This window comes from Sutterella sp. (assembly GCF_052272535.1).
Taxonomy (GTDB): Bacteria; Pseudomonadota; Gammaproteobacteria; order Burkholderiales; family Burkholderiaceae_F; genus Sutterella.
Window position 1 is genome coordinate 1 of sequence record NZ_DAVZJY010000098.1, and the last position, 8,508, is coordinate 8,508.

An 8,508-nucleotide genomic window follows, 5' to 3' on the forward strand; every position below is an offset into this window, starting at 1 on the left:
CGCCGCGGCGGCGCAGGGCCGGAGCGGGAAGCTCCAGGAGCTGCGCCGCGCGGGCGTTGACGCAGTCGTACGCCGCCCTCTCGAGCCGCGCATGGTGAAAGCACCCGGCATCGGTCAAGCGGATCCAGTCCGCGCCTCCGGTGACGAGCCCCGCGGCGCGCCATTGCGCGATGAGCGGTTCAAGAACGGGCGCGAGCACGAGGCCGGAGCGCCGTTCAACGGCCTTGACGGAGAAGCGCCCTTCGAAGACGCCGCGCACGAGGAGCGTCGCGGCGCGCCAGGCGGGTTCGGGCCGGGAGACTTCGGCAACGGCCCGGCGGCCCATCCAGACGGCCGAGTACCAGGCTTCCAGAGCGCCTTCGATGCGGTAGGTCCACCCGAAGAGCCGACCTTGGGCGCCCGAACCAAAGACCAGGCGGTCGGCGTCGCCGAGCGCAAGGGCCTCGAAGAGGCTCCGGTCGCGCTCGGTGCGCCCCCAGCGCACGGAGGTGCGCCGGTCCCAGCCTTCGCCCGCCAAAAGGCCGCAGGCCCGGCGGTGCGATTCCGCGAGGAGCTCCGCCCCGGCGGCGCGCTCGGTCTTCACGCGGGCGCCCGGGAAGTCGGGCTCGCCCGCGGCGCGCAGCGTGAGGCCGTCGAGCGGGAGGCTCGAGGCCGTCCTCAGGTCGCTCTCCCAGACGTCGAGCGACTGTCCCGGAAGGCCGTAGTTCAACTCCACCGCCACGCCCGCCTCGTCGTACTGCGCGAGGCGCTCCAAGAGGCGCGCGGCCTCAAAGCCATCCTCGACGCGTCCGACGGCGCGGCGCACGGCCGTGTTGAAGCTCCGCACGGGAAATTCAAAGCGCGTGACGCCGCCGGCCAAGGCCGCCTCCATCTTCTCCTCGGTGAAGTGATGCACGCGCGCCTCCATCACCACCTCGCAGTCGTTCGCGAGCGGCAGCAGCCGCCGCGCATTCGAGAGAATCCTCAGGATGTCCACCGCTTCGAGCGCGGTGGGATTGCCCCCGCCAATCCGCAGCGCCTGCACGGGCGCGCCCGACTGCGCGTGCGTTCCGCTCCAGACGGCCATCTCCTTCACGACGGCGTCGGCGTAGCGGCTGCTCTCGAGCTGCCGGTATTCGTTCTGCCAGCAGCCGCACCCCTCGCACTTCGTCTCGCAGAAAGGCACATGCACTTCGGCGACGGTCGGCCCTCGGCGCGTCCGCTCGAGGAGCATCTCCAGGGCTTCGGCCGCATCCGTCCCGTGAAGCGCCTCCGCGTCGGAGCGCTCTGCCCCGGAGGCCTTCGGCTCTTCGAGCGCAAAGGCGCCGAGCCGCGGGTCGACGTCCGGCGCATGAGGGCGGGCGGGCCGGGCCGGAGACGACGGGACGGTTTGGGAGAGAGGCTGCGCGACGACTTCAGGCATGGCAGGGCATCCGGACGGTGAGGTGGGTGGGTGCCCTGATTCTAAATGAGAACGATTAGCTTTCTCTAAGGCGATTGACGGAGCGGCCCTGCGAAGGCGCAGAAGGGAGGGCGTCGAGAACGGACGGACGGGACGGGACGGGACGGGACGCGTCGTGCAGGCGGCCCGTCTGCGGCGGAGCCGTCAGGCCTTGGGCGCCTCTTCTACAGCGGGCTTCGCCGCAGCGTTTTGCGAGTCGGCCGCTTCGGCCGGCATCGCGGCCCTGGCCGAGCGCCAGAGCTTCGAGCGATCGAAGATGGCGACCTCCGGTTCGGCCGCGCCCCCGAGCGCCTTCACCGTTTCGGAGAGCCGCTTGATCTCGGCGCTCTGCGCCTCGACGACGCGCACGAGCTCGAGGATCGAGCTCGCGTACGGGTCGCGGTCCGCCGCGCCGACGCCGTAGGCGTGGAAGGGTTCGGCCGCCTTCTTCTCGTCCGCGGGGGCGTCCATCTTCGACTTCTGCGCGGCGATGCGCCCCGGGACGCCCATCACGGTGGCGCCCGCCGGAACGGGCTTCACCACAACGGCGTTGGAGCCGATCTGCGCGCCGTCGCCCACCGTGAAGGAGCCGAGCACCTTCGCGCCCGCGCCCACGACAACGCCGCGGCCCAGAGTCGGGTGGCGCTTTGCACCCTTCGTGAGCGAGGTGCCGCCCAGGGTCACCCCGTGGTAGATCGTGCAGTCGTCGCCCACCTCCGCCGTCTCGCCGATCACGACGCCCATGCCGTGGTCGATGAAGACGCGGCGACCGATCTTCGCGCCCGGGTGGATTTCAATGCCGGTCAGGAACCGGCCGACGTGCGAGACCCAGCGCGCGAAGCCCTCCCAACCCTGCAGCAGGCACCAGTGGGCCGCGCGGTGGATGATGAGGGCGTGAAAGCCCGGATAGGCGAAGAGGATCTCGGCGGTGTTATGCGCGGCCGGGTCCTTTTCCTTGATGGTGGCGATGAGTTCGCGGGCGTCTTCAAACATGTCCTTGGGCTTCCTTCTGGGTTCGGCGGATGGGGGCGGCTTCAGTCTTCGTCGGGGGCGGTCTGCGCTAAGCAGCCGGGCGCCTGCGCAGGCTCCGCCTTTTGTCCCTTCTTGCGGCCGATGCGCTCGCGCTTGGGCTCGATGATCGCCGCGCAGATGCCGCGCAGGAGCGCGAGCTCGTTCTTCGAGAGGCCCGAGCGGCTGAAGATCCGGCGCGTCATGTCCATCAGGTGCCTCGGGTTCTTCGGGTTGTGGTAGCCGCAGGCGGCCATCGCCTGCTCCCAGTGCCCGTAGAACCCCTCGATCGCCTCGGACGAGGCGGGTTCATCCCCTGCAAAGCGTCCCTGCCAGTCGTAGAGCTCGCTCGTGCGCCCCTCGGCCGCGAGGAGCGCCATCTGCATTTCGTAGGCGGCGATCTGCACGGCCTGCGAGAGGTTGAGGCTCGGGCTCGCCGGGTCGGCGGGAATCGCCGCGCACCCTTGGCAGAGCATGATCTCCTCGTTCGTCATGCCGCTGCGCTCAGTGCCGAAGACGAAGGCGAGGTCGCCCTCCATCTGATCGAGCCAGGCGGCGGCCTTGCCCGCCGCCTCGCGCATGGGCGAGAGCTTCGGGCCGTACTCGCGGTCGTAGCCCGTCATCGCCCAGGCGAAGGTGACGCCTTCGAGGGCTTCGGCGAGGGTCTCGTGCATGCGTGAATTCTGCAGCACGTCCACCGAGCTCGTCGCGTACGCGACCGCTTCGGGGTGCGTGCGGTAGCCGCGCTCCCATGGGGCGACGACCCGCAGGTCGCGGAATCCCATGGTCTTCACGGCGCGTGCGGCCGAACCGATGTTGCCCGGATGCGCGGGCTCGCAGAGGATGAAGCGGACGCGCCCGGAGAGCGCAGGCGTTTGCTGCATGGATGAAGTCGGAGGGCGCTGCGGCCGCCCGGAGGGAAAAAGGGGATGGTTGAGCGGAGCCGCTTATTGTACGGCGGCGGCCCGCAGGTCAGTGAAAACACCGGGCCCGGAGGGAGGCGGCGTCAGCCGCGGGACGCCTCGGGCGTCCTGACGAGGAGCGCCACGGCCTGCGCCATCATGCCCTCCTCGTGCCCGACGGCGTCCATCCTTTCGTTTGTCTTCGCCTTGACGGAGACCTGCTCCACCGCGACGCCGAGGGTCTGCGCGACGCTCTCGCGGATCGCCTTCATGTGGGGGCCGATCTTCGGGCGCTCGGCGACCAAGGTCGCGTCCACGTTGACGATCGTCCACCCGGCGCGGCGCGCGAGCTCAACGACGGCCCGGAGGAGCTTCCGGCTGTCCGCGCCCTTCCACTGCGGGTCCGAGGGCGGGAAGTGTTGCCCGATGTCGCCCAGGGCCGCGGCCCCGAGGACCGCGTCGGTCAAGGCATGGAGGAGCACGTCGGCGTCCGAGTGCCCGTCGAGGCCCTTTTCAAACGGAATCTCGACACCGCCGAGGATGAGCCTGCGGCCTTCGACCAACCGGTGCGAGTCGTAGCCCTGCCCCACGCGGATCTGCGGAATCTGAGGCGCCTGCATGTTCTTCTCTCCCAAAATGAGTTCGGCGAGCTTCTCGTCGCCCGGTTCCGTGACCTTGAGGTTGGCCGACCGGCAGGAGACCACCTTGACGGGCAGCCCCAGCCGCTCGACGGCGCTCGCCTCGTCGGTGACGCCCGCGAGTCCGGCGGTGAGCGCACGGAGCAGCGTCCCCACGCGGAAGAGCTGCGGCGTCGCGGCGCGCCAGAGGTCCGCACGCGGCACCGTTTCGAGGATCATCCGCTGCGGATCGGCGCGCTTCACCGTGTCGGCCATCGGCACGGCGAGGATGCCGCCCGCGAGGTCGCCGTGGGCGTCGCCCAGAACTTCGTCGATCAGGTGGTTCACTTCCGAAGGCCGCACGCAGGGGCGCGCCGCGTCGTGCACGAGCACCCACGCATCGCCCGGGAGCTGCGCCGCCGTGAGGCCGCCCAGCACCGAGTCCGCGCGCTCCGCGCCTCCGGCGCGCAGCACCTTCACGCGCGGCGAAAAGGTCTTCGCCACCTCGTCGATCCAGGCGTCGGCGGCGCTCACCACGACGAAGATCCGCTCGATGCGCGAGACGCGCTCGAGCGCCCGCACGGTCTGCGCGAGCATCGGCTCGCCCGCCACGGTCATGTACTGCTTCGGACGGTCCGCGCCCATGCGGCGGCCGACGCCGGCGGCGGGAATGAGCGCGTAGATGTGGGTTTCGGACGTTTCGGACACGAAGCCGCCTCCTCTTATGATCGGACGGGAAAAATGTTTCGAAGTTCGAAGTCTAGCGGTGTGCGGGCATGCTTGACTGATAGGATTCCCAACCCCGCGACCGGGACCCCGTCATCAACCCCGCCGCATCGACCCCCGCATCATCTCTTTCCCAGGAACCCATGGAAACGCTCGTCGAACGACTCATGTACGCCACGCGCTGGCTCCTCGCGCCCATCTACATCGGGCTCTCCTGCGCGCTCCTCGCGCTCGCCGTCAAGTTCTATCAGGAGGTCTTTCACGTGCTCCCGCACGTGATGGAGCTCTCCGAATCGGACCTCATCCTCACGATCCTCTCGATGATCGACATGGGTCTCGTGGGCGGCCTCCTCGTGATGGTGATGTTCTCGGGCTACGGGACCACACATAGGTTCATGCAAGTACGCTACAGTCCATTTACTTTTGATTTTCCTGAGAATGCTCCAAAAAATGCTCCATAGCAGTGCATGGAGGTACGTACACTGCCAATGGTTTTAGGTACACTGCATGGTACATGTAAATTACTGGACCTTTGCGAGGTGTACTAGCGATGCCGAGAAAAGCAAAAGAACTGACTGACAAGGGGATCAAGGCCGCGTTGAAGGCGTTCGACGCAAGCGACAAAAAGGTAAAAACCCTCACGGATGGACGTAATCCGGGCCTGCGGCTGGAAATGACTCGCGGGACGAAGGGCGTACTCGCGCGCTGGTGCTTTAAGAAACAGGCGTCGCTCTCGTTTCCGCAGGGCATTAACCTCGGGCTAGGAGCCTACGGCGAAAGGGCTCCAGGCGTGTCATTGAGTGGGGCACGTCGAAAGGCCGAGGAGTACGCACAGATGATCGCGGCGGGCCTCAATCCGAAGGAAGAACGCGAAAGGGTGGAGCGCGCCAAGGTGGAGGCGAAACAACTTTCGGCGGCGGAAGAGCGCAAGCGCACGCCGTTCAAGATCGTCGCGGAAGAGTGGGTGGAAGACTCGCAAGCAACTGGGGTGTGGGTGAATGATTCTCGCGGCGCTGATAAGGCGCGGTCCGTTCTCAAAAACTGGATTAACCCGGTACTCGGTGAGAAGCCGATCAACGAGGTAGATCGAATTGCCTGCGTTGATTTAATGAAGTACCGAGAACTCGCTTCGCATCCCTCAGAAGTCAAGGCCCGTAAGATAGTCAACGACATCTGTATCTGGGCTTACGGTAAGGGGTACCGAGACTCCGATCAAAAGCCGGCCAGCCTTAGAGATTCGTATTTCCAAAGTGCTTGTAAACCGTATCTGCGGAATCGTCGCCCATCCCATCATTTCGGTGCGCTCCCGCCGGAAGATATGCCGGAGTTCATGCAACAGCTGAGGCGAATGCCCGAGATGGACGCACGGGCGTTGGAGTTCATGATCTTGACCGTAGGGCGTCAGGATTCAATCTGTAATGATCGCAAGGACCAGGGATTAGTTTCCGGACTTCGCTGGGACCATTTAGATCTAGTGCGCGGAATTTGGCATCAACCCAAAGAATTGACCAAAATGAAGCGTGACGGCGGGATCGATCTGATGCTTTCATCTTATGCGGTGGAGCTCCTGCGGGGGTTAGAGCGTAGGGAGGGCAATCCTTTCGTATTCCCGGATGGTTGGAGCCATCGACCGAGATCAATATCGGTTATGAAAATGAGACGTGTTATTGCCCGAATGAATCGTATGCGAGATCGTGCCGAGCTCCCCCTTTGGATTGATCCGCAGAAAAGTAAGGCAACCGGCGAACTGTGTGAAGTAACGCCGCACGCGATGAGATCGACATTTCTGACCTGGGTGACGTCGCCTAATCATAAAAACTACCTTCGCTTCAATCGCGATATTGCTGATCTTTGCCTGGATCATGAGATTAAGGACTCATTGGGGCATGCGTACTATCGAATCGGGCTTTCTTCGGAACATGAGCGGCATGCTCGCGAAATCATGGAGGCCTGGGGCCGCTACTGCATGACCGGGAAGTGGCCTGACGAACCCGACGATGTGGCCGCCGCCGAGGAGGCGCCTCAGGCCTGATCGGCCGCTGACGCCGCCGGCTGGAACCCCGCTGAAGCTAGATGCTCGGCGGGGTTTTTGATTGCCCGTTTCTCTCGTTTCTCTTTCTTATTTATTCTTTTTAATTATCTATAAATAGGTAGTACAAACAATTAAAGGGGTAACGCGGTAACTCTGTGCGCAAACATTCGCATGCGCCTATATCTCGGTTACATGGGTTACACGGTTACTCCCTAGAGCCGCAGGCGTTTTCGGGGTGGTGCTGAAGTTACGTAACTTGACGCATCAGTTACACGCGGCGTTCGGCGCCCCTCCGGACGGCTGTTCCTGGCTTCTCCAGCTCGCGCGCTGGTGAGCGTGAGCGACGTAGCGGCGTGGACGAACGGCCGCTCGGTGAGCGCCTCCCTTCGGCTTCACGGGCGCGCACGACGCGGCCGGCGGCGGTGACGAACGTCGAGCGCGTCCAGGTGCTTGCGCCCCGAGCATGACCGCCTGCACGACGAACACGGGCTCTAGCCGAACGCCGGCTTCATGACCCGCACGGCGGCGGTGCTCATGATCCCCGAGGTCGAGAACGACGCGCACGACGCTCACGGGGCGGCCCGGGCGCCTCCCTTCGGCTTCTCGGCGCCGGTGATGATCGGGAACGTCGCCCACAACGCGCCCTCGGTTCGAGCGTGAGCATCGGGAGCTGGAGGGCCGCACGCGGTGCGCGTGGAGCGGCGCGGGAACCTCCCTCACGCCGAAGTCGGTTGCACCCGCCCGAGCGGCTGGACTTCCTGGCGGTCCCCGTCGAGCCTGACGCGGCCGACGCCGCCGAGGCCGTGCAGGCGCCCACGGCGCCCACGGCTCCAGGGACTGTTCCCGAACTGACGATTGCGCTCCAGGGCCCCGAGCGACGGCCCTGGCTGTGAGGTGAACGCCGTGCGCATCGGGCTTCATGACCGGCTTGACGGGCGCGGCGCGTGCGCTGATGCGGCTCCAGCGCGGCGGGGACGTGCAGGCCGCCCGAACGGCGTCCAAGGACGCACACGCGGCCCCTAGGGGGAGGGGCGGGTAAAAAGTCCAGGGGAAGCGGCTCTAGACCGCGCCCCTAGCCAAATTTTTGCGCGTGCAAATTCCCATCGTTTTTGCCCATTAATGCGCATATGGCATGCGATTGAAGGGCGGTCCTTCGCGCGTAAGGGACTTTCTTCACCGGTCCGCGCGCACGCGCGCGCGCGTGAGGGCTTGATGCGCTTCCTCTCGGCTTGATCCAGGTGCACCCGAGCTCGTGCAAGAGGCGGGGCCCTGAACGTCATAGGAGCGCCGTAGCGCACCGTTCCGGCCGCCGTAGGGAACTATCAAGCCCTGGTGGAAAGTTCCCCAAGGGCGCCCGCTCCGCACGCGCAATCCTGAATTTTCCGCTCAGTCCGCGCGCGCGCGTGAGGAATCGAGAAAATGAACAATTTGAACAGGCCATAAAAAGGGGCGGTCCTTCGCGCGCGTGAGGAACCGAATTTCTTTACCGTTCCGCGCGCATGCGCGCGCGTGAGGATTGTGAGGAATTTGAGGAGGCCATAAAAAAGGGACTCCGGTCCGCGCGTGAGGGATCGGGCGGCCGCGTGGTTGATCTGCACGTGGTGGATCGCGTGGACGGCGCGGTGGCTAGCCGTAGGAGGCCTCTAGGGGCGCGCCTACCTGCACGTGGTGGACGTTGCTGACGCCACAGGAGAGGGGCCTATCTGCACGTGGGGGAGCGACTTTCTTGTCCGTTCCGCGCGCGCGAGGGACCGGGCGGAAAACGCCGTAACCGATGGGCGGCATAGTTGTTCCATTGTTTAA

General features: G+C 65.6%; 7 protein-coding genes. 3 read left to right on the plus strand and 4 right to left on the minus strand.

Annotated features, from left to right (window positions below; all coding sequences use genetic code 11):
- The 4 genes from ACT6Y9_RS06305 to ispF form a co-directional block, all read right to left on the minus strand.
- The coding region (locus tag ACT6Y9_RS06305; RefSeq protein WP_443743895.1) for a radical SAM protein at positions 1 to 1,402 on the minus strand (1,402 nt) is incomplete at its 3' end.
- A 183-nt stretch (positions 1,403 to 1,585) separates the two neighbouring features.
- Positions 1,586 to 2,413 (minus strand): serine O-acetyltransferase, encoded by an 828-nt coding sequence (cysE, locus tag ACT6Y9_RS06310; RefSeq protein ID WP_443743896.1) that lies wholly within the window; start codon positions 2,411 to 2,413, stop codon positions 1,586 to 1,588.
- A gap of 41 nt (positions 2,414 to 2,454) precedes the next feature.
- Positions 2,455 to 3,312, minus strand: a complete 858-nt coding sequence (locus ACT6Y9_RS06315; RefSeq protein WP_443743897.1) for an RNA methyltransferase — start codon at positions 3,310 to 3,312, stop codon at positions 2,455 to 2,457.
- 122 nt (positions 3,313 to 3,434) lie between these two features.
- A complete protein-coding gene (gene ispF / locus ACT6Y9_RS06320) occupies positions 3,435 to 4,655 on the minus strand; it encodes a 2-C-methyl-D-erythritol 2,4-cyclodiphosphate synthase (protein ID WP_443743898.1) in 1,221 nt (406 codons plus the stop codon).
- Positions 4,656 to 4,816: 161 nt separating this feature from the next.
- On the opposite strand from ispF, the gene ACT6Y9_RS06325 reads away from it, so the two are divergent.
- From ACT6Y9_RS06325 to ACT6Y9_RS06335, 3 genes are all read left to right on the plus strand, one after another.
- On the plus strand, positions 4,817 to 5,134 hold the full coding sequence (locus tag ACT6Y9_RS06325) for a YqhA family protein (protein WP_443743899.1): 318 nt from the start codon (positions 4,817 to 4,819) through the stop codon (positions 5,132 to 5,134).
- A gap of 89 nt (positions 5,135 to 5,223) precedes the next feature.
- Positions 5,224 to 6,705 carry a tyrosine-type recombinase/integrase gene (locus ACT6Y9_RS06330; protein WP_443743900.1) on the plus strand — a complete coding sequence of 494 codons (1,482 nt, stop codon included), beginning with the start codon at positions 5,224 to 5,226 and terminating at the stop codon, positions 6,703 to 6,705.
- Positions 6,706 to 7,215: 510 nt separating this feature from the next.
- Entirely contained in the window at positions 7,216 to 7,365 is a 150-nt protein-coding gene (locus ACT6Y9_RS06335; RefSeq protein WP_443743901.1) for a hypothetical protein, read from the plus strand.
- Positions 7,366 to 8,508 lie beyond the last annotated feature (1,143 nt).